Source organism: Dermatophilus congolensis (assembly GCF_900187045.1).
GTDB lineage: Bacteria > Actinomycetota > Actinomycetes > Actinomycetales > Dermatophilaceae > Dermatophilus > Dermatophilus congolensis.
Genome location: NZ_LT906453.1, coordinates 1,455,548 through 1,482,365, shown reverse-complemented (window position 1 = coordinate 1,482,365; position 26,818 = coordinate 1,455,548). Strand labels below are relative to the sequence as shown.

The 26,818-nt window shown below is 58.6% G+C and carries 27 protein-coding genes, 1 pseudogene and 1 CRISPR repeat array; of the genes and pseudogenes, 2 read left to right on the top strand and 26 right to left on the bottom strand.

The window, feature by feature from the left end; genetic code table 11:
* Position 1 precedes the first annotated feature (1 nt).
* From CKV89_RS11825 to CKV89_RS06315, 6 genes are all read right to left on the bottom strand, one after another.
* Positions 2-1,318, bottom strand: coding sequence for an Ig-like domain-containing protein (locus CKV89_RS11825; RefSeq protein WP_154657719.1), 1,317 nt, complete (start codon positions 1,316-1,318; stop codon positions 2-4).
* A 392-nt stretch (positions 1,319-1,710) separates the two neighbouring features.
* On the bottom strand, positions 1,711-3,090 hold the full coding sequence (locus CKV89_RS06335) for a mycothione reductase (RefSeq protein ID WP_034401650.1): 1,380 nt from the start codon (positions 3,088-3,090) through the stop codon (positions 1,711-1,713).
* A 42-nt stretch (positions 3,091-3,132) separates the two neighbouring features.
* Positions 3,133-4,311, bottom strand: a complete 1,179-nt coding sequence (locus CKV89_RS06330; RefSeq protein ID WP_034401652.1) for an SIS domain-containing protein — start codon at positions 4,309-4,311, stop codon at positions 3,133-3,135.
* A 120-nt stretch (positions 4,312-4,431) separates the two neighbouring features.
* Positions 4,432-4,635 (bottom strand): Trm112 family protein, encoded by a 204-nt coding sequence (locus tag CKV89_RS06325; RefSeq protein WP_028327935.1) that lies wholly within the window; start codon positions 4,633-4,635, stop codon positions 4,432-4,434.
* A 125-nt stretch (positions 4,636-4,760) separates the two neighbouring features.
* Entirely contained in the window at positions 4,761-6,176 is a 1,416-nt protein-coding gene (locus CKV89_RS06320) for a phosphomannomutase/phosphoglucomutase (RefSeq protein ID WP_028327936.1), read from the bottom strand.
* A 9-nt stretch (positions 6,177-6,185) separates the two neighbouring features.
* Complete coding sequence (locus tag CKV89_RS06315) at positions 6,186-6,614, bottom strand: DUF3499 domain-containing protein (RefSeq protein ID WP_095068594.1); 429 nt, start codon at positions 6,612-6,614, stop codon at positions 6,186-6,188.
* A gap of 63 nt (positions 6,615-6,677) precedes the next feature.
* Here CKV89_RS06315 and CKV89_RS06310 point away from each other — a divergent pair, with 63 nt between their 5' ends.
* Positions 6,678-7,115, top strand: a complete 438-nt coding sequence (locus CKV89_RS06310) for a metallopeptidase family protein (RefSeq protein WP_034401654.1) — start codon at positions 6,678-6,680, stop codon at positions 7,113-7,115.
* Positions 7,116-7,146: 31 nt separating this feature from the next.
* On the opposite strand, the gene CKV89_RS06305 is transcribed toward CKV89_RS06310, so the two are convergent.
* Positions 7,147-7,416 carry a WhiB family transcriptional regulator gene (locus CKV89_RS06305; protein WP_028327938.1) on the bottom strand — a complete coding sequence of 90 codons (270 nt, stop codon included), beginning with the start codon at positions 7,414-7,416 and terminating at the stop codon, positions 7,147-7,149.
* A gap of 563 nt (positions 7,417-7,979) precedes the next feature.
* On the opposite strand from CKV89_RS06305, the gene CKV89_RS06300 reads away from it, so the two are divergent.
* A complete protein-coding gene (locus CKV89_RS06300) occupies positions 7,980-8,696 on the top strand; it encodes a TIGR03089 family protein (protein ID WP_051277752.1) in 717 nt (238 codons plus the stop codon).
* A 65-nt stretch (positions 8,697-8,761) separates the two neighbouring features.
* On the opposite strand, the gene CKV89_RS06295 is transcribed toward CKV89_RS06300, so the two are convergent.
* The 19 genes and pseudogenes from CKV89_RS06295 to pnuC all read right to left on the bottom strand — a co-directional run bounded on the left by CKV89_RS06295 (position 8,762) and on the right by pnuC (position 26,772).
* Positions 8,762-9,937, bottom strand: a complete 1,176-nt coding sequence (locus CKV89_RS06295; protein ID WP_051277753.1) for a SpoIID/LytB domain-containing protein — start codon at positions 9,935-9,937, stop codon at positions 8,762-8,764.
* Positions 9,938-10,116: 179 nt separating this feature from the next.
* Entirely contained in the window at positions 10,117-10,599 is a 483-nt protein-coding gene (locus CKV89_RS12265; RefSeq protein WP_028327939.1) for a PH domain-containing protein, read from the bottom strand.
* Between the two features lie 36 nt (positions 10,600-10,635).
* Positions 10,636-11,391 carry an ABC transporter permease gene (locus tag CKV89_RS06285; RefSeq protein WP_028327940.1) on the bottom strand — a complete coding sequence of 252 codons (756 nt, stop codon included), beginning with the start codon at positions 11,389-11,391 and terminating at the stop codon, positions 10,636-10,638.
* Positions 11,388-12,137, bottom strand: coding sequence for an ABC transporter permease (locus CKV89_RS06280; RefSeq protein WP_231935486.1), 750 nt, complete (start codon positions 12,135-12,137; stop codon positions 11,388-11,390). Before CKV89_RS06280 ends, CKV89_RS06285 begins: the two co-directional genes overlap by 4 nt.
* On the bottom strand, positions 12,137-13,093 hold the full coding sequence (locus CKV89_RS06275; protein WP_084441422.1) for an ABC transporter ATP-binding protein: 957 nt from the start codon (positions 13,091-13,093) through the stop codon (positions 12,137-12,139). The genes CKV89_RS06280 and CKV89_RS06275 overlap by 1 nt, the downstream gene beginning before the upstream one ends.
* Before the next feature lie 60 nt (positions 13,094-13,153).
* On the bottom strand, positions 13,154-13,849 hold the full coding sequence (locus CKV89_RS06270; RefSeq protein ID WP_028327943.1) for a response regulator: 696 nt from the start codon (positions 13,847-13,849) through the stop codon (positions 13,154-13,156).
* Positions 13,846-14,619, bottom strand: a complete 774-nt coding sequence (locus CKV89_RS06265) for a sensor histidine kinase (protein WP_157728088.1) — start codon at positions 14,617-14,619, stop codon at positions 13,846-13,848. Before CKV89_RS06265 ends, CKV89_RS06270 begins: the two co-directional genes overlap by 4 nt.
* Before the next feature lie 490 nt (positions 14,620-15,109).
* Positions 15,110-15,688: a CRISPR direct-repeat array (repeat unit 29 nt; unit sequence CGGCTCATCCCCGCAGGCGCGGGGAGCAC).
* A gap of 30 nt (positions 15,689-15,718) precedes the next feature.
* On the bottom strand, positions 15,719-16,084 hold the full coding sequence (gene cas2e / locus CKV89_RS06260; RefSeq protein ID WP_034401655.1) for a type I-E CRISPR-associated endoribonuclease Cas2e: 366 nt from the start codon (positions 16,082-16,084) through the stop codon (positions 15,719-15,721).
* On the bottom strand, positions 16,078-17,019 hold the full coding sequence (cas1e, locus tag CKV89_RS06255) for a type I-E CRISPR-associated endonuclease Cas1e (RefSeq protein ID WP_231935344.1): 942 nt from the start codon (positions 17,017-17,019) through the stop codon (positions 16,078-16,080). Before cas1e ends, cas2e begins: the two co-directional genes overlap by 7 nt.
* 28 nt (positions 17,020-17,047) lie before the next feature.
* Positions 17,048-17,701 (bottom strand): type I-E CRISPR-associated protein Cas6/Cse3/CasE, encoded by a 654-nt coding sequence (cas6e, locus tag CKV89_RS06250; RefSeq protein ID WP_028327946.1) that lies wholly within the window; start codon positions 17,699-17,701, stop codon positions 17,048-17,050.
* Positions 17,701-18,417, bottom strand: a complete 717-nt coding sequence (cas5e, locus tag CKV89_RS06245; RefSeq protein WP_028327947.1) for a type I-E CRISPR-associated protein Cas5/CasD — start codon at positions 18,415-18,417, stop codon at positions 17,701-17,703. Before cas5e ends, cas6e begins: the two co-directional genes overlap by 1 nt.
* Entirely contained in the window at positions 18,417-19,535 is a 1,119-nt protein-coding gene (gene cas7e, locus CKV89_RS06240; protein ID WP_028327948.1) for a type I-E CRISPR-associated protein Cas7/Cse4/CasC, read from the bottom strand. The genes cas5e and cas7e overlap by 1 nt, the downstream gene beginning before the upstream one ends.
* Before the next feature lie 36 nt (positions 19,536-19,571).
* The gene (casB, locus tag CKV89_RS06235) at positions 19,572-20,201 is read right to left on the bottom strand and encodes a type I-E CRISPR-associated protein Cse2/CasB (protein WP_051277756.1); all 630 of its coding nucleotides are present in this window, start codon (positions 20,199-20,201) and stop codon (positions 19,572-19,574) included.
* Positions 20,198-21,901, bottom strand: coding sequence for a type I-E CRISPR-associated protein Cse1/CasA (gene casA / locus CKV89_RS06230; RefSeq protein WP_051277757.1), 1,704 nt, complete (start codon positions 21,899-21,901; stop codon positions 20,198-20,200). Before casA ends, casB begins: the two co-directional genes overlap by 4 nt.
* Entirely contained in the window at positions 21,898-22,497 is a 600-nt protein-coding gene (locus CKV89_RS11820) for a M23 family metallopeptidase (RefSeq protein WP_051277758.1), read from the bottom strand. The genes casA and CKV89_RS11820 overlap by 4 nt, the downstream gene beginning before the upstream one ends.
* 129 nt (positions 22,498-22,626) lie before the next feature.
* A complete protein-coding gene (gene cas3, locus CKV89_RS06220) occupies positions 22,627-23,556 on the bottom strand; it encodes a CRISPR-associated helicase Cas3' (protein ID WP_084441427.1) in 930 nt (309 codons plus the stop codon).
* Between the two features lie 529 nt (positions 23,557-24,085).
* Positions 24,086-24,667 (bottom strand): annotated as a pseudogene (locus CKV89_RS12260) (CRISPR-associated endonuclease Cas3''); the annotation flags it as partial.
* A gap of 284 nt (positions 24,668-24,951) precedes the next feature.
* Positions 24,952-26,040 (bottom strand): methylenetetrahydrofolate reductase, encoded by a 1,089-nt coding sequence (locus CKV89_RS06210; protein ID WP_231935343.1) that lies wholly within the window; start codon positions 26,038-26,040, stop codon positions 24,952-24,954.
* Positions 26,041-26,049: 9 nt separating this feature from the next.
* Positions 26,050-26,772, bottom strand: a complete 723-nt coding sequence (gene pnuC / locus CKV89_RS06205) for a nicotinamide riboside transporter PnuC (protein WP_051277761.1) — start codon at positions 26,770-26,772, stop codon at positions 26,050-26,052.
* Positions 26,773-26,818 lie beyond the last annotated feature (46 nt).

The following is a 26,818-nucleotide window of genomic DNA, read 5'->3' as shown; positions in this document are numbered from 1 at the left end:
ATCAGATACGCCGACGACGCACCATCGAACGCAACGCCGCTGCTAACACACCAACTGAGCTAGCAACCAACACCCCACCTGCAGCCAGCATCGGCACATTCGGGCCATCGCCAGGCTGCCCAGTCTCAATGCGTGAAGGCGAAGCATCCGTTTGCGAAACCCCACGATTAACAACTGAAATCACCGTTGGTTTTGAGGTGGACGAGCTAGGCAATGAAGGAGTCACTGAAGCCTGTGGATTCTGAATAGGCTTCACAGGAGCACCCGTTGTCGGGCCCGTTGAAGGTGTCGAAGGACGCTCTTGCGGGTTGGGATCAATAGGTGTCACCGTCACCGTGGGCGGGGTAGGTGGAACCGTGACCGTCACAGCAGGCGGGATCGCCGGGTTGGTGATAGTTACCGAAGGAACCGCAGCTGGCGTGCCAGTCCCTTCCCCCGTGGCCTCCACCAGCAGGGTGTCACTCACACGCAGCGGGGCGGTATCCCACACGCTGACGTAGCCACTGTTCCGATATGCACTCAAAGTCCGATCCGTTACTCGCGAACCACCCATCAACATCAAGACACGGCCAAACAAACTCGCATCCGGAGTCACAACTGCGCTAGCCGACTTCTCATCACAAGACTTCGCATACAGATTTACCGGCACCCACCTGGCATCTTTGAGGACCCCCGCCTCATTCGCTGACCCAGACCACAACGTCAGCGACGAACAATCAATAGCTTTCCCTGGACCAGCCTCATCAACAATCCGATACGAAGCTGTCACCATTCCATGCGGCACCCTAGGGCCAGTGATCCCCCATTGAATCCGGCCTCGCTTATCTTCCCCAACAGCCTTCCAGGTCTGCCACTTAGTCGCCGCCCCTGAATAATCATCTTTAACAGGCGGGGCGACAGCAACAATCTCATCCTGATGAGAAAAAGCAACACCATTCACAAGAAAAACAAGTGCACTATTGCTTCCGGGCTCAACAGAACGTGATAAACGCACACCGAAACGCGCCGTTCCATGTACACCCACATACTCATCAGCAAACTCTGTCATTGTGAAATTGACAGTTTGACCATGAACTTCATAACGCGCCACCACTGCACCATCAGGGGCCTTCACATCCCGATGAACATCATCAAGAACATCCGCTACCAGCATGGTCGGCAACGTAAGCGTGAACGTATCGCCATGCCGCGCCCCATCCGGAACCGCCCAGTCCACAACAACCGTGACGCCACTTCCAGGGGAAGCAGAAGATTCCACAACTTCAATTCGCTTAACAGCATCATCAATCACGGCCGCATACGCAGCGCCCTGAAACATAACAGAAGCAGCAAAAACGCTCGCGCCCACAGCGCCCGCAAGGAGAAAAAACGGGAAGCGAGGAGACAGAGCCCGCGAAATCATGGGTGGCCTTTCTTATCGAAGATGCACTCAATACCGTTCGAGCATTGAGCGCAAACCAGTGACGGCGGCCACCAGTTACTAAACATCCCTGCGCATCAACGAAGGGCAATAAGGGGACCCGTCACGCCCGGATACCCAAGGCCGGCCACATTCACAACTCCCCCACCGGCTTTTACCCCCAGGCAATTCAACTATCTCACTATTTTTAACCGTTTAAAGCGCGACACCACTACCAAAAATGCTTAAAAAATTAATCACCCGAATTGAGCAAGTGATCAATTCGGGTGATTATTTGAAGCTACTATCCGCTACTTATCAAACTCCAAGCCCAATAGCGCATTCTCCACAACCTCAGCCAACGCCGGATGAATCCAATACTGATCACGCGCCACACGCCGCGCATCCAACCCCAACGACATCGCCATCACAACCGGCTGAATCAACGTAGACGAATGCGGCCCCATACTGTGCGCACCCAAAATCCGCCCCGATGCCGGATCCGCAAGCACTTTGAAAAACGACTCAGAATCCTCCAAAGCCCACCCATACGCCGTATCACCAAACGACTGCACCTTCGACACATACCGAACCCCAGCCGAACGCAACTCATCCTCAGATGCACCCACCGACGCCACCTGCGGGTCAGAAAACACCGCCGCCGGAACCACCTCATGCGGCATCGACCGCAAATCCTGCGGATGAGTGAGGTTATGCGCCACCGCCCTCGCCTCCGCATTAGCCACATGCTTCAACTGGAAGGGCGAAGAAATATCCCCCAACGCCCACACACCTTCAGCACTAGTACGCCCGAACTCATCCACCCGCACCCGACCATCTGAACGCAACTCCACCCCACCAGCAGCAGCATCCAAATCTTCCGAATTCGGAACCCTGCCCGTAGCAACCAACAACATGTCGCCAGCAACTTCGCCACCACTATCCAACGTCAACACCACCCCACCAGCAGACGTCGAATGCGCAGCAACCACATCCACCCCTGCATGCACCTTCCAGCGCGTCTTAACCGACTCAGTGAAACGCTGCGACAACTCCTCATCAAACGCACGCAACATCCGCGGACCACGAATCACCACCTCCACCTGCACACCCAAAGCAGAAAACACATGCGCAAACTCGGCAGCAATAACCCCACCACCCATGATCACAATCCGGGAAGGCAACTCATCAATACGCATCACTGAATCCGAAGTCTGGAAAGGCACCCCCGAATCAGCGATCACCGACGGAACCCGAGGACGAGCCCCCGCAGCAATCACCACCTGATCAGCAGTGAACTCACTAAAACCACCCTCATTCAGCTCCACCCGCAAACGACGATCACCCACAAACCGCGCACTACCCAAAAACGCAGTCGTGTTCTCGCCCTCTACCCGATACTTCCGGCCACCCTCCTCAATTGGATCAATCCGACCAAAAACCCGATCCCGGATATCCCGCCACCGCACACCATCCACATGCGCATCCACCCCATAGCGCGCAGCTGACCGAGCTGTCTCCGCGACCTCCGCCGCATAAACAAACATCTTCGTAGGGATACACCCCACATTCAGACACGTACCACCAAACAGGTGACGCTCCACCACAGCCACCTTCGCATCTGCGAAGTCGTCCGTGACAAGGCTGTTACCCGAACCAGCACCAATGATCGCAAGGTCGAAATCTGCCATTGCACCAGACTAGGCGTGAGAACACCGCGGAACAGCACCCAATCAGCGACCCGTGAAATCCCTCAACACCGACACATGACGCGACAACGACGGATCCGCCCCCATACCCAACGCAAGATACGTAGCTGCAAAATCCGTCAACGCCATCTGTCCAGCAAGACGCGCCACCGCTGGCCCCGGCTCAGCAAAAACCTCATGCACAGACACGCCAGCCTGCTGCGCAGTCTCCACAATCCCATCCACCAACGCCAACCGTTGCGCCTCATCAGGAGTAGAAGCTGGCTGATTCGGCTCCCGCAACATCAACAACCCCAACCGCGGCTGGGCCGGGCCGTCCAAATACGGATCAGCAAAAATGTCATCCGCCGCACTCACACCCGCCCCCTGGCCCCCACCAGCAGTGAAAGGCCCATCAAACGTAGCCACCACTTGCGAAGCCATATCCGGGATCTCCCCAAAAGTGGTTGGAATCCGCGCAGTTCGCGAAAACATTGACGCTGCTCGCTGCGCAGCAACCCCATTCAACGGACTATCCCCCAACACAGTTGGCACACACTCGGACAACCCCAACGCCAACGACTTCGCCGGATTAACAAACGACTCCGAACTCGGACGAGCAGCCTCAGCCACCTCATCCAAACGCGCAATCGCAGCATCCAAATCACTATCTGGAACCGACACCAACCCAAGCCGATGAGCCCCCATCAACACAGGAGTCAACAACGACCACAACGACGTACGCGACGAAACCCGACCAAGACCAACCCCCACATGCACGCCACGAGCCTGCCTCGTCACTGCCTCCAACGGTGAATCAACAGCACCCACCGTCAACAACGACGCACCCCGACGCGCAGCCTCCGCAGCCAACGCCAACGCCCCCGGCGACCGCCCCGACAACGACACCGCCACCACCAAATCCAAGGCCCCAACCCACCCCGGCAACGGCACATTCCGGCGCGCCGTCACCGGAACCGGAGAAGCCGGCTCAGCCAACATCTCCAACACCGCAGCCACCGCCGCAGACACGCCCACCGACGCAACCAACACCGACCGCGGACGATCCCACGATCGCAACCGCTCCACACCCGCCTCATCAGCAAGAAAACGCGCCTCGCGCACCTGCGCCCCCGCGCTGGCCAAAGCACGCAAAGTCCCAGCCCGATCCTGCTGCGCCAGCCACCCCGCGTCATCGAGACAACCCTCATCGATATACGGCATGCCACCTCCCGAACTCAGTTCGCACCAACACCACGACACTCACACAACGCCGAATACACGACAGCGTCGCGCATCCCCGCAGCGGACACGCGACGCCCCGAAAAACCAACCAGAAAGAGGTCAGTCCATGAAACGAGCCTCTTCCGGAATGAGGACAGGAACGCCACCCTCAACACGGTAAGCACGACGGCGCCCCTGAGCGTCGGCGTCCTTCGCCTGCAGCTCAGGCTGCCCATCAGGCCCAGTGCCGTCAACCAACTCACTCTGCGTCACAGGGCAACGCAAAATCTCGCGCAGCCAAGGCTCGATACCGGTGGTGCTCATTCTCTATCTCCTTGAATCTCGTTCCCCAACGAGGAACGGTAGCTGTAGCCCGGGCTCTGGGCGCACGGACAACGCGTTCCTTGATCCTGCCAGATCTGTGTGCAGCCTGCCGGTACGGCACAGCCTCACGCACGCACGATCCCGAGAACCTCATCCCGAATTTTCTCCATCGTTGCCACATCCGCAGCTTCAACATTCAGCCGCAACAACGGCTCCGTATTGCTCGGGCGCAGGTTAAACCACCACATAGGCGCATCCGTGCTCGTGCTCTCCACCGTAATGCCATCCAAACGGTCAACCGTTACCGGACGCTCCTGCGCCCACTCGCACACCCGCTGCACCGCATCCTCAACCGAAGACACCGTGGAATTGATCTCCCCAGAAGGCACATACCGCACGTACGGCTCAACCATCGCCGACAACGGCTCACTCTGCGACCCCAACGCAGCTAACACATGCAACGCCGACAACATGCCCGTGTCCGCGAACCAGAAATCCCGGTAGTAATAGTGCGCTGAATGCTCCCCCCCAAACACCGCATCATGCTCAGCCATCTGCGCCTTAATAAACGAATGCCCCACCCGAGTGCGCAACCCCTTCGCGCCAGCCTCGCTGACCACCTCACGAACAACATGCGACGAAATCACGTTGTACACGACAGTGATATCCGAAGGATCAACACCCCGCGCGACCTCTTTAGCAATCTCCCGATCCGCCACCAAAGCAGTGATCACCGACGCCGAAACCGGATTGCCCTTCTCATCCACCACAAAACACCGATCCGCGTCCCCATCAAACGCCAACCCCACATCGGCTCGATGCTCCACGACAGCTTTCTGCAGATCCACCAAGTTTTTCGGATCTAGCGGATTAGCCTCATGGTTCGGGAACGTCCCATCCAACTCGAAATACAACGGAACAACATCCAAAGGCAGCCCCTCCAGCACTGCCGGAACCGTGAACCCCCCCATGCCGTTCCCCGCATCCACCACCACCTTCAGATGACGAATATCACCCAAAGGAACAAGATCACGCACGCACCGGGCGTAGTCCTCCACAGTCTCCCGTGTACCAATCGCCCCCGGAGCGATCCCCTCCGGAGCCAACGGGCTCACCCCATCCACAATCCGCTGCGCAACCTCAGTAATCCGCGCCAACCCCGTGTCCTGCCCCACCGGACGGGCACCAGAACGGCACAACTTGATCCCGTTGTACTCCGCCGGGTTATGGCTAGCTGTAAACATCGCCCCCGGCAACCCCATCGACCCGCTCGCAAAATACAAACCGTCGGTAGAGCACAGGCCAATAATCACCACATCCAGGCCCTGAGCTGCCACGCCCTCAGCAAAAGCCTGACTCAACTCAGGCGACGACGGGCGCATATCGTGCCCAACAACTACAGAAGAAGCCCCATCCGGACGCGCCACCACCTGCGCGAAAGCAGAACCGATTGCCCGCGCAACCCCGGCATCCAACTGAGAGGGCACCAAACCGCGGACGTCATATGCCTTGATGAAATCGGAAAGATTACGGGAGCTCACGGTCACAGCCTAACGGCCGGAGTCCGGAACGTCGCTGTCTCGAAGCACACGAAGACGAGGAGTCCTCGACGTTAACGGCTCGCCCCCTACCGCAACGTCACGGCGCGAACGGCCATAGCGTGACAACGCGCGCTCCTCCTGCGCCGCGTGTCGCGTCGCCTGCTCCCACACATCCGCATCCCGAACAGCGTCCGCAACAGCCGTCAGGTCATCCGTTGGGTCAGGAAGGCTTTCAAAATCATCGATAAGCCGTACGACCTCCCAGCCCTGCGGAGCTGTCAGCCGCTCAGCATGTTTGGGGCACAGGTCGTAACTGTGTGGCTCGGCGTAGGTAGACAACGCGCCAAGCACCGCCGTGGAGTCGGCGTAGTTGTAGGTCAGCGTGGCCACCGCCCGCCGCCCACACGCGGTCCGGGTACAACGTCGCATGGAAGGCACGATTTCGACTTTAAACCCCCTCAAACAACCGACCACGCTCACCACGCCGTATCGTCATGTCCTATGAACGCAACCGGCCCTCACACACCGCGTCGTCGCGACCGCCGCGGACGCGGTATCCGCGGGCCGCTCGCCTGGCCCGCAGTGCCAGCAATGAAATCTCGTTCCGACCGCTTCGACGAAGCTGTCCTCGACGCTCTCGAACGCATTGAACGCCGACTCGGCGGACATATCGAAAACCTCGAGATTGCAGTAGAACTCGTTCCTCCGTCCGACCCTAACCCATGGGAAGAGCAACGAGTTCCCTTATCTCGACTATTCCCGCCAGAACAGTCACTGCCCGGCAAGATCGTTCTGTACCGCCGCCCCATCGAAACCGGCCTAGAATCCCCCGACGACCTGCGCTACGTGGTATTCGATCTCGTCGTAGACCAAGTCGCCGACGCACTCGGCATGGATCCGCTCACCTTGGATCCCAACCGTCCCCGTGACTGGGACTAACTTTCACCACCAAGGGGAAAGTAAAAACACATCACACCACTGCACGCTTGCGCAGTTTCCTGCGCTCCCGCTCTGACAAACCACCCCAAATTCCAAAACGCTCATCATTTTCGAGCGCATATTCCAAACATTCGGCTCGGACTTCACACCCGGTGCAGACGCGCTTAGCCTCGCGTGTCGATCCACCCTTCTCGGGAAAGAATGCCTCAGGATCGGTTTGGGCACACAATGCGCGGTCCTGCCACGAGAGCTCAGTCTCCTCAACCATTAGCTCTTCGACAACCAGCTGCAGCTCATTCATTTAAAACGCCTCCTAGCCCGAGGTCCTATACGAGCTCGCGCCTTAATATCCACATAAACGGGCATTCCCGGAAGCATTCACAACCCACTGATCAACTTCGGAAATACCTACTGCCAGAACGTGTTCCCCGGCACCCAAACTTCGGATGCATCAGTGAAGCAACGACAACGAAATTACACGCGTGTCGAATGCAGCCGTCAAGCTCGAATTTGATAATTGGACCTGCACACTCGTCCAAAACAAACGTCTTGGTCATAAGTGCAAATAAAGTTTTTCAATCACCGAATCGGGTATCTAGCAATTCCTAGAAAGAACCCTTGACCAGGAACTCCATCACCACTTTCACAACGACTCCACAAAAAACAACACCCCATTCCATCCACAAAACCACCACCAGGCACACCAATCACACAGACCCCACTTTGTGCGCGGCTTACAGAGATTTTGCGATCCCTTGACTCACGAATCCCAACCACCATCTCCACCCCACTCAGTTGCCACACACAGCAGGCACCTGACCCCATCCACACCAAGCACACCCAACCTCACCTAGGCTGACCATCGTGTTTGACACCCACCGCTTCCTCAACACCCTCACCACCGACCCCACCGCCCCACGTATCACCCGCTACGACTCCTGGGGACGAATCGAACTGTCCGGACGCGTCCTGGGCAACTGGGTAGCAAAAGCCACAAACCTACTTCGCACCGAATACGACCCCCAACCCCTGGACGTCATCGCACTCGACCTGCCCGCAGGACATTGGCGCACCCTCTACTGGGCCCTGGCAACCTGGGCATGCGGAGCACACCTACACATCATCGACCCCGAAACCGACCCAGCCACCGCCACAACCTCAACTGGGACCCCCCTTTTAGCTATCACTGACCGTCCCACCAAGTGGACACAGCTCCCCCTGGACACAATCGCCGTCTCCACCGCCCCCCTAGCGCGCAGCTTCGAGCGCGACCTCGCCGGCGCACTCGACGAAGCCGCAGAAATCTCCTCCTACCCCGACAGCGCAGACCTAGCCACCAGCGCCGACCCCCACGACCCCGCCTGCTCCGACCGCGGCTACGAAGTCACCTACAACGACCTCATCAGCCCCCACTCACCAGAACGACTCCTGCTGCCCCTGTCAGCAGACACATCCCGGATGCAGGCACTCACCCTCATAGCCTCAGTCCTAGCGGCAGGGGGCTCCATCGTCACCAGCGACACCACAGAAGACCTCAACAGGCTCGCCACAATCGAACGAGCCAACCTGCACCACCTGTAACACCACTGCCGGGAGCGCCCCACATGACGCACTCCCGGCAGCAACATCTAACCCACTGAGAAATATCACCCAGCGAACGACACCCAATCAGAACGCAACCTAAGCGCCCATCGGAACGAATCCCCAGAAACAGTCTTCGTTCCCCGCGACCCAGAGACCAGAACACTCAACACACGCCCACCGCGAGCGCCGTGCCCATCGCGTTGTGTGATCCGCAGCGACCGGACCGTCCCCACTCCGAATGCTGCGTCCATTTTCGCGGGAGAGATCGTGACAGACCAGCTGGAGTTCGGGTTTTTCATTCGACCGTCGTATGGGTCTGCTTTTGCTACCTGGTAATACGGGCCACCTTCGACGGTCCATCCGCCATTGCTGGCAGAGAATTCAGTGAAAGCGAAGTTTTTATTTCGGGTGCGTAGCACCGTTCCCGTTGTGGCTTTGATCGCGGCGTCGGTGGAGGCGTATTCGCCAGGCGTGCGGGTTCCCCACCTGCTGGTGTTTGCTACGCCTTTGAAAACCTGGCAGGTGGTGGTGTCGCAGATATCCCAGGTAGCTTTCCTGGCTCGTTGGTTAGTGCGGTATGCGGCCGCGTAGGTGCGGGCAGCGACCGTTTGCGCAGCCAGAGCATTCGGGTGCCAGGAGGCGGGCATTTCGTTGGGGACGACGCTGCGCAGGTAGGACTCCATGCTGGAGTTCAGGACGGTGCGCATCCCCGAGGTGGCGGCGCGGTCACTGACGGCAGAGACCGACCCGCGTACTCGTTTGACGTTTCCGCCCGGCAGGAGAACGTCCACGAGTCCTGAGTTTGTGGCAAAGACGACAGCTGACCCCGTGGTTGTGGTGTACGGCCGCCAGGTGTTTGCGTTGTTGAGGTACTGGACGTTGAGGGTTTTACCGGAGCGGATTGCGCGCCATGCCCGGTATCCGTTACCCGATGGGAGTGCTCTGCGGGTTGCTCCTACAGTGAGGGACATTCCGCGTGCCGGTGCGATGCGGGTGTCGCCATCGTTATCTGCGCTCAGCCAGACACGCATTGTGCTTTCAGGCAGCTTGGAGCGCACGGTGCCCGGGTAGTAGAAGTCCAAGATCCGGCTCCAGTTAAGCCCAGCGGTTGCTGCGCCGTATGCGCCCCACTGGCTCATTCCGCGGCCGTGACCGAACCCTTGCCCAGAAATAACAAAGCCGCCACTGCTGGGGCGGCTTACGGTGTCTCGGGTGGCGGCGTGCGCGGGAGCTGACATCGGCAACAGCACAGCTGCCGCAGCGACTGAGACCGCGAGGCGTCGGATCGTGTGGGCGTGGGAACGGGAAGGAATACGCTTTGTACGAGTCACAATCGACCCATCGGCTGGCACACACAGCCTTTTAACTATTCAGGCATCCATGTGCCTGAACCTAGCGGAGCTGGCCGCGCGAGCCGTTACGCCTCTGGGGCGCCCCGGTGTGGTTCAGCACTGGAGTGAAACTGCACCAAGGCAGACAGGCGAGAGGCTTCTTTGATTGCTTTGGCACCATCAGCTTTCTGGATCGCCATCACAGCCACCGTTTCCAAAACCTCCCCATCCATGACATCCAGGTACGCCCAGGGCCCTCCCCCACCGAACTGGACCCGCAGAATCTCCGTCCACTCAAACCGCCGCTTACGGAACAGGTTCCGCACCATGAGCCCCTGTTCCGTAGGCACGGCTCGCACCCCAACAAACCGTGAGCAAAACCACGCAATCCCCGCCCCCAACGCGAACACAAACAGGCGATCTACCAGCTTCCATTCCGCACCTTGAATCGTTATCGCTGCGAACGTGAACGAGGCAAAAACGATCACCGAAACAACCACCGGAACCCACCTGCCCCGCACCGGGCGGAACGTCGCATACGGATCCACCGCCTCCCCCTTCCCTCTCACACAGCACAGCACCTCTAGCCACGCTTACTCTGCGGCTTAGAATTCTCGCCGCCTCAGGTGCGCTACCAGCACAGCAATCGCAGCTGCCATCCACAGCAACGCCATCGCCACGTTACCAACCGCCTCAGCCAGACAGACCTGCCCAGCCGAACGCACGAACATTAGATTGCCAGGTAGGCAGAACGGCCAGAACAGCGCTAGAGGCCGCGCCACAAGAACAAGCACCAGCCCAACCATCGAACCAGCACCCCCCACTGCCACGGGGGTGACGAAACTCCGCGCTCGCATGGCAACGTAGAGCAGCACTGTCATGACCGCAGCGGCCCCCAAAGCTCCAGACAGAGCGGCCAGCAAAGTTGTCCCCAGCTCGCCGTTGAGACCAAAACCCAGCATCAGCCCGGTCACAGCCATGGCCACCCAATAGATGACAGTCCCGATCACAGCCATCACAGCGATTGCTAACAGCTTGCCGAGCAACACGTGCCGGCACAGGGCCGCATACCCGGCCATGCGCTGCAGATTGCGGTCATCATGTTCAACCTTGACTGCCATCGCCACCCAGGCCGCGAGCGCGATAGGCAGAAATAGGTAGGCGTATATGACTCCCGACTGTCCCCATAGCACACGGTAGGTGACTGTCTGCGCCTCGAAGAGGACTCGGTTGTTGTTGTAGTGGACGGCTGCTCCTGCCATGTTGAAGGCAGCAAACACAGCTAACGAAACGAAATAGGCGAGCAAACCTCTCATCTTGGTCATCTCGGTGCTCCACATCGCAGCGGCTGACGTAGTCACTGCTCTTCTGCCTTCCAGACGACAAGCGCAGCAGAAACTCCCCACCACAGAGGCACACCCGCCAGCCCGATGAGCAATGGCACCACTGATGACACATGAACGTACTGGGCGTGCCCATCGATCATGGTCAACCGGACCGAAGATGCACCACCGATAAGAGTCCATGGGGTAAGGGCAGCCACTACCGGAGGCATCAGCAGCGAGGCACTACCGAACAAGCCACCGATGATTCCTGCACCCAAAGTGACCCACTGGTTCTCGAATGCCATTCCAAGGCCAAGGTGAACCGCTGAGAGGGCTGCGGCCGCAATAACCAGGCAGGACAGCACAGACAGCAGCTGCACCAAGGCAGGGCCAGCGTCAAAGACACTGCCGATCAGGCACACCAGCACCCAATAGATGCCCAGGAAACCGGACACCAACCCCCATGTCAGCATGGTTTTACTCACCGCGCTCTGCCAGGAGGAGCACCCAAGGCTGCGCAGCATCTGAAGCATTCGGTCATCGTGCTCGATCGAGACGATACGAGAGGCAATGATTGCCACCATCACTGGCAACAGCAACGACATCAGTTGAGTACCGGTCTGCACCGTACTCGCTGCCACTTTGCCGGCCGCGGGAGTTGATGGGGCCCGTTGCAGCTTGACAATCACCATGCCTGCCCATGCCAGCAGCGCAAGAGTCAGCAGCCCGCTGATCAATAAAATGTGACGGCCCCGCCACTTCATCAGTTCAACGGAGATCATCACCACTGCCCCTCCTGCGCCTCACCTGTGATGCGCAGGAACACATCTTCTAGCGTCTCCTCATATCCCTCTACGCGATATACGTCGATCCCCTGTCTAAGCAGGTCGCGCACCATCGTGGCCACTGTTACGTCATCCAGCCACGGCAATGTCAAAGAGTCCGGCTGCAGCGGGGCCCCATTCGCACGCAGATAGGCGTGGGCGAGACTGTCATTGTTAGTCCGAAGCCGCAGTTGCGAGGCGCCACGCAATGCCTCTAGCGGCCCTTCGAAGACCAGACGGCCACGGTGGATGATGCCGATGTTGTCAGCGACCTGCTGCACCTCACTGAGAATGTGACTGCTCATCAGCACCGTAAGACCGTGATCAGCTGGGAAACGCCGGATCATCTCACGAATCTCGTGAATGCCAGCCGGATCCAGACCGTTAGTGGGCTCATCGAGAATAAGCAGTCGGGGCTCGGCAATCAGAGCCATCGCGATTCCCAAACGCTGTTTCATTCCCAACGAGTACTCGCGTACTTTCTTGTCGCGAGCTTTTTCCAAGCCGAGGTAGGCAAGCAGCCCGTAAATGTCCGACCGTGCCCCGCGAACTCGTCGAACAATTTCCATGTTCTGCGCCCCGGTCAGATGCCCGTAAAAGGACGGGCCCTCGATTAGCGAACCAGTTGCGGCCAGAATCTCTGCACGACCTGCACGAATGTCACGCCCCAGCACGGTGGCCTGGCCACACGAAATCCTGATCAGGCCAAGCAGCATTTTCATCGTCGTGGACTTGCCTGCCCCATTCAGGCCGAGGAAACCGTAAACGCTCTGTTCAGGCACCGTGATGGATACGCGGTCCACGACAGGGATACCCCGGTACTCCTTTGTTAGAGAATGGGTTCGGATTGCTGCCTGGGCGTATCTGCCTGCGGCGCGGTCTGCGTGGGGCTGAACCTTTAAATCACTGCTCATGGCTGCTTCTCCGATGTGCCTAGTTGCCGAAATTCCCTCCCTGTCATATTGATCCGGGAGCTAGAGCGGCACATCAGTCGCAAGCATGAGTTCTTTCAAGAGCTTGTCTCGGGTGATCACCCCATGCGCACAGGCCCACAGAACAGCTTGCACACGATCCCGACTACCCGTTTTGTGAAAGACCTGACTCACATGTGTTTTGACCGTTGGTAGAGAAATCCAGAGCTTTTCGGCGATCTCAGCGTTACTAAGCCCCGACGCCACTAGCGTCAGCACCTCCACTTCACGTGCCGTCAATCCAACCCGTTGCGTAGCCTGCGCGACACCAGTTGAGGAACGCAGGACAGGCTGAACCCGAGCAAGGAGTTGACGTGTTGAGCGTGGGGAAATGACTGCATCACCAGCGTGCACGGTGCGCACCGCAGCCAGAATGTCTCTGGGGGCAGAATCTTTAACAAGAAAACCACTGGCCCCGTGTGCCAAGGCTTCAGTCAAGTAGTCCTCGTCATCGAAGGTGGTTAGCACGATCACGCGGCCGCCAAACCATCGCTTGATTGCTTGCAGTCCGTTCATCACAGGCATCCGCACATCCATAAGGGTCACGTCCGCCCGTGTCGCAGCCTGGCAGTCCAAAGCTTCTCGCCCGTTCCGTGCCTGCCAACACGCCGCAAGGTCTTTTTGAGAATCGACGATCAACGCCAAACCGCTAGTGAACAGCTCTTGATCATCGACGAGCCCAACCTTGATTACGGTCATGACAGCGGAATCTCCGCAGTGAGCAGCCACATCTCACCTGTGGGGTCCGGGGCACTGTTCAAGCGCCCCCCGATCAACTGTGCCCTTTCTTGTAGCCCCGCCAGCCCCATACCGGATTCTTTCGATGACCGGCTACAGGGGTTACAGATTTCAATCACCATCATTTCCCCCAGTACCCGCACATCGAGGCTTGCTGGCCCGCAACCGTGGCGCACGGCATTACTTAACCCCTCGGTGAGGATGCGATTAACAGTCACCTGGACCAGCATGTCGGCCTCTGGCCACGGTTGCGGCAACGCGGCGGAGATCTCTAGGCCAGCTGCCTGGATGTTTCGAATAACCTCCGCGATCTGGTCAAAACCATCCTGAATCAAAGCCAGTTGCTCATCCTGCGAGCGCAGCGCCACAACCAACTCACGAACTCGGCGTAAAGATGTGCGTGCAATAGCAGCGACCCGTTCGAGAGTTTCCTGTTCAAGCTGGCGATTGTCGCCCCCGGCGTACCGGGCGCCTTCTGCCTGCACAGCAATGACGCCCAACGAATGGGCGACGATATCGTGCAGTTCGCGCGCAACAGCTGCTCGCTCTTCAGAACGCTGTAGGGCCAGAAGCTGTTCGTTATGTTCACGTTCTCGCCGGTTGAGTAACCCTGTCAGCGCAGCGACCGCCGCTATGGCCAGGGTGACCACAGCGCCGATGATCAGAGCGGGAGTGTGGGGTCGAAAAGCCACGGCGATGACAACCATTGAGGCGACAAGGCTGAGGGTCACCCACATCCACCTGGACGAAAGACGAGCCGCAGCCGAGTGCACAGTGACCGCCACCACGAGCCCAATGTGCAGTGACATCACCGGCGTTATCGCCATAAGCACAGCTGCTGCTGCCAGCCCCGCCGCAACGCACAGAGTTGCCCGTTTCCTGCGCATAGCAATCACAGGCACGAGGGCAACGAATACTGCGAACACGAGCACTGTCACCCACAGTGCAGGCTGGAAAACGACAGCAAAAGGGGGCCCAAGCACTGCGACTGCCACCCCCAGGAGCACATCCGGCAGGGGCCAGCGGCTTCGTTTTAGCATCGATACCTTTCCCAGAGCCTTCGACCCAAAATCACGACCAGGTACCCCGCATGTTCCCCAGGGGAAAGCAGCCTCGATTCCTTTGCGGTAAAACCGGAAAAACTATGTTGGGCCTATCAGCCACGACGCTAAGGCACCTCGACGGCACCAGGCATCATCCCCGAGTATGAATCCCCCTGGCCCACGCATCCCCGCAGGCGCGGGGAGCACAGGCTCGCTAGCGCGTTGACCTGCCATCTCACCGGCTCATCCCCGCAGGCGCGGGGAGCACGGTGGGTCCGTGGGGTTATAGCGGGCCGGTGTCGGGCTCATCCCCGCAGGCGCGGGGAGCACGCGAAGTACAACCAGAGCAAACACCGCTTCACGGGCTCATCCCCGCAGGCGCGGGGAGCACAGCTCAAAACGAACACCGGCAAGGTCAGGCCCAGGCTCATCCCCGCAGGCGCGGGGAGCACAGCTCAAAACGAACACCGGCAAGGTCAGGCCCAGGCTCACCCCCGCAGGCGCGGGGAGCACGGCTCGGAGGGTATTTCTCGGGCTACGTTGGCGGGCTCATCCCCGCAGGCGCGGGGAGCACATCCGCCCCGCCCGTCCTCCAGACACGAAAGCCGGCTCATCCCCGCAGGCGCGGGGAGCACTTCCAGGTTCCGCGTGTGATGTGGTCACGAAGCGGCTCATCCCCGCAGGCGCGGGGAGCACCTTTTAACCTTCGCGGTGAGCTGATCCAGGCCCGGCTCATCCCCGCAGGCGCGGGGAGCACACTTCGTGACCAGCATATTCTTTTCTGCGTTTAGGATTCCAGCTTCGGTTTTCGTGTCTGAGATCGCCGGTATCGGCTGGCCTTGCTCCATCCATGCCGGAGACCTCCAGCGCGTTGAGTTGGTTCGGTGGGACGTCTCATCAGCTGGATGCCGTCATAGTCGGTCGGCTCCCAGTCATGTCGGTGAACTTTGAACTCAATGTGTTGTTCTCCTTTCACTGAATAAACCAGGAGTGCTCTTCCGTCTTTGGCGTGCTCGATGACTTCCAGCCACATGGGCTCCCTGATTCGTGAATTTACGTTTCCAACAAAAACTCCCGGGCTGATCTCGAGGAGCCAGCGCGTTAAATAGCCGCGTAGTCCTGCTGGGCAGGCAGTAAGGACGAGAACTACCACGGCACCTCCACCTCATCATCTATGCCATAGGACATACCTCCAGCTACCCGTCGGTTTCCGCCGTCCCAGAGGAGGGTGACATCCCAGTCTTCTTCGGTGTCGACGGGATCATCTGGAAGGAGAAGAGCGCGAATGTCCCGTGCACATCTGTTGAGAATTTTTCCGTCGTAGACAGCGTCGCGGACAGCACGTCGGGTCTCTCCTGCGATGTCTTCTGGTTTTTCAGCCACTACTGCAAATGCGACAGGGATCGCGATCTCTGCTTTATATAAATCAGCGATGTCGAACACGAAGGAACGAACGTGCCCCGTATGGACGAACCCCAGCCCAGGTGAGCATCCCAAGGCCACGATGACGGCGTGCGTTATCCCGTATAGGCATGTTGTCGCTGCCGATAGAGCCTGATTGATGGGGTCGGAGCTGAAAAAATCTTCCCGGGAATAGTCACGTCGAGCCCATGGAACCCCTGTAGCTTTCGAGGCACCTCGATAGACACGTCGCACGCGGGCTGCTTCTCTGCCACGGAGCTGCTGCATCGTTAAACCGGTTACGTCTTCGTCTGGAAAACGCATGGCATACATGCGCCTTGCCACAGCCAAGCGAGAAGACTGATTAGTGACCAGCGCTGCTTGTGCCTCCAGTAGCCGTGATGACTTGGCCAAGGAGCGCCCGTGCGCGTAGTACCGGACTCCTCGCTCACCAACCCAGACAGCTGTAGAGCCGCTCTCCGCTAAAAGCATCATTGCCTGATGAGTTACGCGTGTACCTGGGCCAAGCAGCAGAGCACCTAACGTAGCTGATGGGATGTGCACGATTCCCCGCTCATCAGTCACTGTTACGGCATTGCCGTCGCGGTGAACGGTGCAGCGTTCTACATAGATGAAGCTGAGTCGGTCTTCGGCTCGTTGTAGTTGGGTAAGGTCAGGTGGCGGCATGCCCGGTATGGGTTTCATGCGGCCCTCGCTAGGCCTTGGCCAGGGTCATCAAGCCACACCCGTACGCTTTCGCGCGGCCGATTCCCTCAGTGAGAGCTGCCCGTAGAGCATCGGGGTCAGTGACATGGAGTAAGCCGTCGTATGTTGCCATAGCGATCGTGACGTTTCGTCCCTGCTGGGCGTGGCGGCGCTCAAACCTGGCTGCATTGCGATTCTTGACTACTAGGTTTGGGTCCCTGGTCTCTGTCTGAGCGATTGAGAAACCACACTTGCCTGCACGGCGCATCAGCCATTCTTGCTGCTGTGCCGGAGTGACGTGGGCCTTTACTTTTCCTCTCTCGTTTGGGCCTGCGTTTATGTTGCGTACGGGGTTGGCTGTGAGGCGGAAGGCCCATTTTTGTCCTTCCTCTAAGCGTTCAAGGAATGGCGTGTAATCCGCCGTATCCCAGGTTGCAGTAGTCGGCCATCCTGCCTGCTCAACTAGATGAGTAAGGTCCGGGCGTTTCGGACTCACTATGAACAAGTCAGTTTTTGTAGGGCTAGAGTCAACGCGCCATAGGACTCGCCCTGGGGTTTCTGAGGGAAATCCTGCGAGCACAGCTGCATGCATTCGTTGCTGGGCGCTGAGAAGATGTCGCGCTCCGCGACGTGATGTGTTAATCCCGAATCGGGTTAAAAACATCAGGCACCTCCAAGTACAGCCATGAAGTCCATGTCACGGTCGTGGCCGGCGGGGTTGTGAACCCGCTGTGGCTGAACCCGCACCACTTCGCGCCATCCGTACTCACGGCGGATCGGGCTGAATGATTCAGGGACGTCACGGACAACTTCAGTGACTGTGTCGCCCGTCACTGTTGTTGCCCCCACATCTAGGTACAGGGGAAGGTCGATCTCTTTGCCTTGTCTCCGGCGATGCCATGCGGAAGCTTGCCAAGGCACCTGCCTGAGCGCCTCTTCCAGCTCGGCGTCATGCACACCGAGGCTGACCTGCCCTGACAGGGGACAAGAGCGCCGTCCGAGATAAAGCGGGAATGATGGATTTTTCAGCGCGTCGTTGAGTCCCTCAAGAAGGTTCTGGTCTCCGCTGACCCCAGCTACGAACACAGCATCGGCCAGGTAGTAGCGGTAAGACAGCGGCATTGACGTTCGTTTTGGCTCCTGCCAGCGAATGGCTGTGTGAAAATCACGAACAATGCGCCCAGGTTGGTCCACTCGCACGCCGAACAGCAGATGTGCAAGATCTTCGATGGGGTCGCTGCGCCGTCTTCCTTGTGCAGCAGCGAGCAACCCAACAACCCCGCTTTTTGTCGGCTCACTTCGAGTGAGCCGCTGCGTGAATCGACTGGAGTCGCCCCACGATTGCAAAGGCCCAGCGAGGCGGAGCAGTAATACCGCCATCAGGCGTCGCCGCTCTCGGTGCGGTGTGACATGTGTGCAGTGACAGCGGAGCCAAGCTCATCCAGTGTGGAACGCGTTCCGAGATCGTCAAGGGATTTTGCTTTAGGGGACACTCGGACAACGAAAGAAGCTAAAGGCTTTCCTGCGTATTGGGTTTCCACTTCGTGTGCGTAGTCAGCCAAGGCTTGGGCAGAGGGCTCAACGTAGCCGCTGGCGGAGGTAACTGCTTCTTCAAAAGCGCCGATGAAGTTCGTTGGCGCCTTCCTCACCTGCACCAGGACAGCATCGACCGGGGTGTGGTTGGCAAAGGTGTTCTGTTTTCCTGTTGGCATGCTGCGCACGAAAGCATCGATGAATGCTTTCGTTGCTGTTAGCGCTGCTTCCTCTGATCCGAGGTTTGTGATGAGTTGATCGATTGCGATTGTTGCGTATCGGTAGAAAGTCGCAGATGTGAATTCAACTGTGCCTAACATGCCTGCGCCAGCGTTGTCAGCTGGTGCTTTGTCATCTACTGCGGTGTAGTAGTCATGTTCCACTGTGGCGGCGTGGGTGGAGATGGCATGCGCCACCTGGCAGGCAGCGTCGACATTCAGTTGCTTGTCATCAGCGACCATTCTTCCGAAAAGGGCAACTTCGATGCCGTGTTGTGCCCGTGCGGCCTCGGTGAGGGCTTTCTTGTCGAGTTTTTCCCCGGGGGCGGCTGCGGCAGCGATTTCAGCGAAACGGTCCAACTGTGCGTTGCTGAAAAAGGTGAGGTACTCGGTGAGGTTGGCTTCTGCGGTGTCGTCTTTTTTAGTTCGTCCTTTTTCTAATTTGAACCCCAGCAGAGTGATGGCCTCAACAGCACGGTTGGTGGCGTCTTCATGTTCTAGTGCGTGTGTGGCTACCAGCCGTTCGGTGATTTGTTGCACGGCGCGTTTTGTGCGTAGAGCCAAGTGACTAGCTTCGAGGTGCTGGCTGAAGTCCTGACGCGTGGCTTTTTTCCATGCTTGGCTGCTGACTCGTGCTCGTTGCACACCTCCGTAGAAAGCGTTCTTGGGAGTTCCGGTGTCATCGCGGTTGATGTTGCTCGGCGGAACGGACTGAAGGACGTGAATATCGATGTAGGTAGCGGACATGCTGTTCTCCTGTCAGGTGGGGAAGGTCAAGATGTGTTACTGGGCAGATCGGTTGCTGAAGAAATCTCGTCCCCAGCGGCGGCGAATCGTGGCCGAGCTGGAAGGGTTTTGCAGCTTGCTTAGGTCGCTGCAGAGTGCGACGTAGTCCAGGGCGATGTGTTCTCGACGAAGCAATGTGATGAGCCCGCGAAGGTGATACATCGCGGCTTCGAAGCTGGGAGCCGCGACCAGCGAGGTGAATCGTTTGAGGATGGGGCTTCGTTCGTCGTCAGCGCCGGGGAGTTGTTTGAGTGCGCGCCCTAAAGGGACACCGGCGCAGTGCATACCTGTTGGTTGAGAGCTTTGGTGCACGGCATACAAAACCAAGGTTGCGTGCATAGCTCTTTCTTCACGCGTTATCGCATCTGTGTGGCCAAGTAGCTGTTCTGGAATGGCCGCGTAGATGAGAGGCCATGCGCCTCGGTCATTTTCGATTTTTCCGGGGCTGCTTTTGCGCAGGGTTGCTATGGATGCTGCTGCCCACGCTGATGGTTGAGATCCAGGCCGCACGTATTCGGCTTGCAAACGTGCAATGACCTTGCCCGTGGCGTTTCTTAGCTCAGAGGGTTTGTCCCGTGCAGCTGTAGCGGATTCTTTTTGGAGTGTTGATGAGTGAGGCTCGATCATTGCTGCTCCTTGCCATCCGACGGTGACTCAATTTTTGGTTCGTCGGTCTGTTTTTCCTGCGGGAAGGCGTATGGGAGGGCTTTTTTGAGGGCGGCGCGGAAAAAGTTCTCAGCGATCGATGTGTTGAGGTAGCGGCTGTTGACTGTTCGGCCCACCAAGGCTGGGGTTCCTGCTGCTTGCGCGAGTTCGCTTGCTACTCGATTGGCGATGTGCCAGACCGTTTGTTGCCATGCCTGTCGACGTTCGTCGAGGTTCTCGGCTGTTAATGTCCCCACCCATGTTCGGTATGGGAGATCAAGGAGGGCGTAGGTTGTTTCTCCAGCTCGCGCTCGGGCTCCGTCTTCCATGCCTGGCAGGAGGTGTCGCCCGCTGGCATCTGCAAGATTTGTCGCTAACCGCCCCAGAGCGCGGACTGCTTCCTCAGCGGCGTCGACAGCGTCGATTGCTTGGCGCCTGACGAGGGGGTCTGCGATGACGGCAGGCGCGAGTTCCAGTCGGTCATCAATCACTGCAGTCACTGATGCGCTTTGCGCACCGTATTCCATGCCGACAGCTCGAAACCGCATGGGAAAGTCCCGTTTAACGATGCCGTCATCGACGAGGTCAGAGAGCCACTCCAGATTGCCAGCGCGCAGGAAAGCTGCAGCATTTGCTTTGGTAGCAGCTTGGCTTACCCGCTCCCCCAGCATGCTCCCTAAACCGCGCCATAGAGCCCGCGAAGGTTGATGCGCCAATGGCATATACGTCGTTACCCCGTTGGCTTTCTTTGTCTGTGGTTCGCTGAATCTCCACGACGTCATCGGTTCTACGGTTTGACGGTTCTGCGGTCCCAATGGGTCACCGTTAGCTAGAAGGACATCGACCACATTGAATCCGTCATGGATAAGTCGGACTCGGCGCCCCTGCCAGGTAGCAGCGCTAACGGGTCCTCGAGGTTGTGGGTGAGTCAGATCTATCTCGGCGCCGACCGGTTCTCGCTCCCAAGGGGGAAGGTCATCGGCGCGCCAGAATCGCAGCGAAAGGTTAAGGAGCAGTGTTTCAGCGAGAGTTTTGCCCTCAAGGATGATCAGGCCGAGCCAACCAGTGAATCCTACCCCGATGGGGTATCCCTTACCTCCTTTAACGCGGTCATCTCCGACTGCGCCGGATTTAATTCCGGAGTAGTCGTAGGCCTGAACATGCACAAGCCATCGGGCTGCTTCAGCGAAGGAAAGCTGCTCAGAGGACTGGCCTGCCCGGGTTGTAAAGAAGGGCGCTCCGTCTGGAAGTTCAGCGATGATTTTTCCCAGGCCTGAGGTTTTACCGGATGCTGTATGTAGCCCAGCTACTTGGAAGAACGGTGTGCGCGGGTGCAGTAGGTCGAATCGGTCGGCATGCTTCATGAGGTAGGGACAGACCTGTTCAACAGGCAGGCGACGTTGTTCCCATAGCTGTTCCCAGGTTGTCATTTCTTCGCCTTCGGGCACGTCTATGGCCCGGTAGAGAATGGCCAGCATTAAACGCAGGCAGGCTGCCTCCTGAGTAGGTATTTCTCCACCCAGGCCAGTGATCTGATGGGCACGTTCGAACGCCTCCAGTAGCCCGATCTGTTCGACTTCACCCGATTGGCTTCTGGCCAGGAGCCACGGCTCTGTAAGGAGGTTGAAGGAGGTGTGTTTTTTCTTTGGTTCTGTGGATGATGTCGTGGGCGCAATGGTCATGTGTTCTCCCTGGACGTGGTGACGGTTAGACCTGTTTCCAGCTCGTAGGCGACATCGAGGTTTGCGACACGTGCGTGCCCCTGCTCGTCGAGGACTAGCACCAACTGCCCTTGAAGCCAGGGGCAGTCCTGTTGCCATCCGGGAAATGACATGTCTTCCAGGGCGGCGATGATGTTGTCGATGTCAGAGGCGGTACTCCACGCCGGTAACCGGACAGTGCATCCGGCGAGGGCGCGCGCTATGCGCGGTTCAGGTGGGAAGTCCAGCGGGAGGGCGGTGTCTTCAGGAAGGCCAGATCCCGGCATGGGACGGATGGTTCCGTTGATGCGTTGCACAACGATCACTTCGAGACTGTCTTCGCTGTCTCGAACCTGGCTACGGCCGCCATTGCCGCCATTGCCGCCATCAGGGTCTCCTTTAACGAAGAACCCGGAGCGCGCTAGGAGACCCTCATGGCTGGTTGGTGGACCAAGCAGAAAAGCAGTTGCCTTGCTTTTGGCTTTTTCGACACGCTCCAGTTCACGTTGCTCTGCTACTTCCCATGCTTTTTCCCATCCTTGAGGGGCGGTGAGATCGGGCGCGTAGGCCCGGTCCACCAGCGTTGGTATGTCTTGGGGAAGATGGATTTTGTTGCCGTGCTGCTGGAGGGTAGCGGCAGCTCGAAGTAGTTGGATGCTTCCGTATACCCGTTCTGATCCTGCGTCCGCTTTAACGGGGCTGTGTTGTCAGTCGGCGCCGGTCAAAAGAACCCGGGGAGCACGCAGGAGCGGCGGTCGGTCTTTTTCTTCGACGCCACGGGTGTGCCTGTGTAGGCGGCCTAGCCGTTGGAGCAGTAAGTCGATCGGCGCTAGGTCGGTGACCATGAGGTCAACGTCTATGTCGAGTGATTGCTCAAGTACTTGGGTTCCTACTAGAACAAGCCTGTGAGGACGTGTCCCAGCTAGGCAGGAACTTCCACGGCCAAGTCGCCCGCGCAGGTCGTTTTCCCGTGCAGCCCGATCTATGGAGAGGAAACGACTATGTACTAGCAGGACTTCTGTGTGCGGCAATGCGCGGCGTAAGGCTTGCCATGTTGTTTGCGCTCGACTCACCGTGTTGCGGACCACTGCGACGCATCCCCCCTCAGCGAGGTCGCTGGCGAGTCGAGACGCTAGGGATGGAATGTCATCGGGGAATTCTTCAACTGTGATGGTGCGGGGCCGGTGCGATTTTTGTTGTGTCTCTATTTCCCGGAAAGAGGCATCAAGTAGCAGTGTGCGCGGGTATCCCTTTGGTGTAATCGAATCTGGAGTAGCTGAAGGGGTGGGGTGTGCGGATGAGCTTCGGGCTGCACCTTTGGCATATGCGTTCACTAATTGTGTGCGTTGCGCCTGGGGCAGGGTTGCTGACATCAGCACCACGGGAGTTCCGTATGCGCCTAGCCATACGAGGATTGCGGCCAGGTACTCACGCATGTAGGTGTCAGCAGCATGGACCTCGTCGATTACTACTACTTTCCCGGCAAGTGCGAGGTGTCTTAGTGCTAAGTGTTTGCTTCGCAGGGCACCGAAAAGTATCTGATCGATAGTTCCGACTACGAAAGGTGCGAGTACGCCTTTTCGGCGTCCCCTGGTCCAGGCGTTGACTGCAGCGAGCGCATGGTTGGGGGGGGTCATCGTCGTCGTGTACTTCGGTGATCCACCTGTCGTCGGCTAGCCCTTGATATTCGTCATTGAGGCCAGCTTTGGCGTGTGCGAGGAACATGCTCAGGGCACCGTTGCCGGGCAGTGAGTCGATCCAGGCGCGCACCCGGCCGAACATGGCGTCAGATGTCGCCATTGTGGGCAGGGCCATGAAGACGCCTTGCATGCCGAATCGATATGCGAGGATTTCCGCAGCTGCTAGACCAGCTTCGGTTTTACCGCTTCCCATTTCTGCTTCAAGGATGATCAGTGGAGGGCGTTTGGCGGCCCAGGCGGCGTGGATGGCTGCGGTTTGGGTTGGAGTGGGCTCGTACTCAGCTAGGGCGGGGAAACGCTGCGTCAGGAGATCCCGTGGATTAGGGGGAGGTTTTATTGGTTTCCATGGCGTGGGTAGCGCGAGCAGTTCCCAGTTGATTTCACAGTTAGAGCGGTCACCGTAGCCGAAGCGGCCTTCATCGCTGGCAAGCCAGTCGGCCACGACTACAGTCGATGCTGCCAGTGCTTGCACTGTGGCCGGCAGGGGGCGGGATAGCCAGTCGTTGAGGCGTTTGTCTGCGCCGGTGAGTGCTGTGATGTGGTTGAGGATTTCTTTTCGGGCTTGTTCCCATGCGGGGCCGCCTAAGTAGTCGGGGCGCTGCCGGAGTGCTTCTAGTTCACCGGAGTTGGGGAGCGTGCCATGGTGGGCCCCTACAGGGACCGCGAGCGCGGCGGAGGCACGTGGTGTTGCTGCGAATTTTTCTTCTAGCCAGTTCCGGAGGATGAGATATCCGAGAGCGCCGTGGGGAGCTGTGCGTGTTTCTGAGAGCGGGACGTTGAGATCAAGGCCAGCGGCGTGTAGCCGGCCGGTCATATCGGCGGCTTTGATAGCGAAGGCTGGGGTGGCTTTTCCGATGTCGTGTATGCCTGCGAGCCAGCTCAGGAGAATTTTTCCGTCTGCGCTTCCGCCGGGGAGAGCTGCGGCGATGGTGTTTTTTATAGCGGTGGGGAGCCAGTTATCCCAGAGGAGTTCCGCGACGTGCGTGGCGTCTTCTAGGTGGCGCCACAGTGGCAGCCATGAGTCTTGGCCGGGGTTAGTTTTCCCCATATTGCTTGCACGGCTGTGCTCCATGCATGCGCTGGTCGTGGCGGCTCCATCCCCGCTCCTTTGCGTGGCTCCTGTATGAAGAATACCCAGGAGGTTTGATGGAGCTAATTAAATTTTTGGGAGGTTAGACGCATCTGAACTGCAGGGACGCCGCCCATTAGGCCTTGAAGTGCGCACAGTTTGATACTGCGGTGTTGTCGCAGTAGATACGTGTTAACCCTGCGTGAGTATGGCATTGAGCCGGGGGCACGCAGGGGTTAACACGTATGAGGGGTTGGTGGTTTTTAGCGGCGGAGCAGTTGGGAGACTTCGTGGGCGAGTTGCACGGAGGCTTCGATTTCTACTTTTCGGCTGGAGACTGATTCGACGTTGAATCCGAAGGGGATGCCTAGGTGGCGGCAGTATTGGGCTAGTTCTTGTGCGGCTCCGGCGGCGTGTGCGGCAGATAGGCCCAGTGGGTCGTCGGTGTCTTCGAGTTCGTTGCTTAGCCAGCGGGGTACGTCTACGCCGAGCCAGCGTAGGAACTCTAGTGATTTCAGGGATCCGCAGACGGATAGGGTGAAGATGATGGGGGCCGGGCGGAGGTCTTTTTCGGCGCGTAGGGCGCGGGCGTAGTCCGAGACCATATCTTTGGCGGAGCGTCGGTCGTAGACGACTTGTGTGACGAAGAAGGAGCAGCCTTGTCGTTGTTTCATGACGAGGCGGTCTTGTTCATCTCCGTGGCGAGCGTGGCGTTCAGGGATTGCAACTGCGCCTAGTGGTGTTGGTGAGTTTTCGTTCCGGTAGACCTCGTAGGCTTCCCGTAGGCTCATTTTTACGGGGGTGTCTTTTGAGGGTGCCCCCACGAACACGGTGGATACTTCTGCGGGTGCGGTGTTCAGGAAGCTGCGTAGCTGTTCTGGGGTGTATTTGCCGACTGAGCGGTAGATGATGCTGTGCCCTTCCCAGGCTTGTAGGTATTCGGCTTGGTAGGAGGCTGGGTCGTGTGTTTCGGAGAACGGGAATGGGCGTTCTTGTTCGGTGCGGCTGCTTTCGTCGGCGAGGTCGTACAGGATCAGTGAGTCCAGCGCGAGTCCGTCCAGGCGGGTCAGGGTACGGCCTGCGATTTCTGGCAGTTTTTCTGGGTCGGTGGAGCGCCGTGGTGGGGTGATGCCGAAGAACAGCAGTTCTCCTTTGCCGTGAGCGATTGTTTCTTTCACTCGCGGTATCCCGACTTCTGACATTGTTGCGACGGGGCCTGCTGTGGCTGCTGTGCCTGGCCGTACTCGTGGGGGCCGGCCGGGTTCAGGTTCGGTTGCGTCGCCTAGCATGCGGCGCACGGCTACGTCGTCGGTCAAGGCAGGAGAGTTGCTGTTCTTCTCGGGTCGATCCACCCGCGAAGGTTATCTTCCGTTGCTGGTGGTCTCCAGTTCGGTTCGCGCGGAGACGGTGGGTTGTTCGTTGCGGGCTGCGTTCAGCCACACCACGAAACCAGCGATAACGAAGGCGCCGTAAACCGCATACAACACTGCTGATGGGTAGTACTGGCTGTGCCATAGCAGCGGCACTCCTACTACGTCTACGGCTACCCAGGCCAGCCAGAAGTCCACCCATCCGCGGGCCATGGCGTAGGTGGCGATGAATGAGCCGACGAAAATCCATGCGTCTGTCCAGTAGTACCAGCGCGGCGCGGGCCATCCTGCTCCTACCGTCGCGAATATTTGCTGGCAGATCACCACGAGGGTGATCCACACGGCGATGTATGTGGCGCGTTCTTTGGTGGTGGCCCAGCGGGGCACGATAGCTGGGGCGTTTTTCGCTTTCCCTGCAGAGCGGCGGCGCCACATCCACCAGCCGTACACGCTGGTCAGGACGAAGAACACTTGCCGGAATGCTTGTCCGAGCAGGGGTTGGCGGCCGTCGGCGAACCCGACTGCGGCCCCCACGAACACCGTGAACAGGATCACGTTGCCGATGATCCCGACCGGCCAGGCCCATACGCGTCGGCGCATGCCGCCGATCGCCGAGGCTAAACCGAACCCGTTGCCGATGATTTCTCGCCAGTACAGGGGATAACCGGCCACGTCGATCTGTGCCTCGTAGATCGACTGTAAAACGTCGCTCACAGCTGTCTCGCCGTGCCTTTCTTCAGAAGGGAACCGTCATATGTGT

What these genes read in the sequence shown, in the direction of transcription:
- CKV89_RS11825 (WP_154657719.1), bottom strand. Translation starts at nt 1,318, where the DNA reads ATGTTTCAGGGCGCTGCGTATGCGGCCGTGATTGATGATGCTGTTAAG.
- CKV89_RS06335 (WP_034401650.1), bottom strand. Translation starts at nt 3,090, where the DNA reads ATGGCAGATTTCGACCTTGCGATCATTGGTGCTGGTTCGGGTAACAGC.
- CKV89_RS06330 (WP_034401652.1), bottom strand. Translation starts at nt 4,311, where the DNA reads ATGCCGTATATCGATGAGGGTTGTCTCGATGACGCGGGGTGGCTGGCG.
- CKV89_RS06325 (WP_028327935.1), bottom strand. Translation starts at nt 4,635, where the DNA reads ATGAGCACCACCGGTATCGAGCCTTGGCTGCGCGAGATTTTGCGTTGC.
- CKV89_RS06310 (WP_034401654.1), top strand. Translation starts at nt 6,678, where the DNA reads ATGAACGCAACCGGCCCTCACACACCGCGTCGTCGCGACCGCCGCGGA.
- CKV89_RS06305 (WP_028327938.1), bottom strand. Translation starts at nt 7,416, where the DNA reads ATGAATGAGCTGCAGCTGGTTGTCGAAGAGCTAATGGTTGAGGAGACT.
- CKV89_RS06295 (WP_051277753.1), bottom strand. Translation starts at nt 9,937, where the DNA reads ATGTCAGCTCCCGCGCACGCCGCCACCCGAGACACCGTAAGCCGCCCC.
- CKV89_RS06280 (WP_231935486.1), bottom strand. Translation starts at nt 12,137, where the DNA reads ATGATCTCCGTTGAACTGATGAAGTGGCGGGGCCGTCACATTTTATTG.
- CKV89_RS06275 (WP_084441422.1), bottom strand. Translation starts at nt 13,093, where the DNA reads ATGAGCAGTGATTTAAAGGTTCAGCCCCACGCAGACCGCGCCGCAGGC.
- CKV89_RS06270 (WP_028327943.1), bottom strand. Translation starts at nt 13,849, where the DNA reads ATGACCGTAATCAAGGTTGGGCTCGTCGATGATCAAGAGCTGTTCACT.
- cas1e (WP_231935344.1), bottom strand. Translation starts at nt 17,019, where the DNA reads ATGCCGCCACCTGACCTTACCCAACTACAACGAGCCGAAGACCGACTC.
- cas6e (WP_028327946.1), bottom strand. Translation starts at nt 17,701, where the DNA reads ATGTTTTTAACCCGATTCGGGATTAACACATCACGTCGCGGAGCGCGA.
- cas5e (WP_028327947.1), bottom strand. Translation starts at nt 18,417, where the DNA reads ATGGCGGTATTACTGCTCCGCCTCGCTGGGCCTTTGCAATCGTGGGGC.
- cas7e (WP_028327948.1), bottom strand. Translation starts at nt 19,535, where the DNA reads ATGTCCGCTACCTACATCGATATTCACGTCCTTCAGTCCGTTCCGCCG.
- casB (WP_051277756.1), bottom strand. Translation starts at nt 20,201, where the DNA reads ATGATCGAGCCTCACTCATCAACACTCCAAAAAGAATCCGCTACAGCT.
- casA (WP_051277757.1), bottom strand. Translation starts at nt 21,901, where the DNA reads ATGACCATTGCGCCCACGACATCATCCACAGAACCAAAGAAAAAACAC.
- cas3 (WP_084441427.1), bottom strand. Translation starts at nt 23,556, where the DNA reads ATGACCCCCCCCAACCATGCGCTCGCTGCAGTCAACGCCTGGACCAGG.